A 435-nucleotide genomic window follows, 5' to 3' on the forward strand; every position below is an offset into this window, starting at 1 on the left:
AGTGGTGGGTGCCCTTGCGCAGCGTGGTCGACAACTGCCAGCCGTCGGGGCTGCCGTATTTGTCCACCAGGTCCATGTAGCCGCGGTAGTCGGCGATATCGCGGTTGTCGCTGATGCCCAGGTAGTAATAAAGCATCGGCGAGACCTGCCAGTGGTAGCTCGTCAGATCGCCGAATTCCCAGGTGGGTTGCACGAACAGAATGTTGAGGCTGCGCGAATCCGGGCCGGCCTTGCCGTTCGACTCATGCCCGATCCCGGCCGCGAAGCCCATGCGCGTGAACCAGGGGCTGTGCAGGCCCGTGTCGGCGACGTAGTAGAACAGCCGCGGCTTGTAGCTGGTGTCGCGGAACGGCTTCGAATCGGCCGACAGATCCCAGATCGAGGTCTGCGTGTAGGCGAAATAGAGATTGTCCAGCAGCGAGCGCGAGGCCGGGT

The 435-nt window shown here is 63.0% G+C and carries 1 protein-coding gene; it reads right to left on the reverse strand.

Annotated features, from left to right (window positions below; genetic code table 11):
• A partial coding sequence (locus FQ746_RS00040; RefSeq protein ID WP_186310579.1) for a phospholipase A occupies positions 1–435 on the reverse strand: 435 nt, incomplete at both ends.

It is taken from the genome of Paraburkholderia sp. BCC1886, assembly GCF_900996245.1.
Classification (GTDB): domain Bacteria; phylum Pseudomonadota; class Gammaproteobacteria; order Burkholderiales; family Burkholderiaceae; genus Paraburkholderia.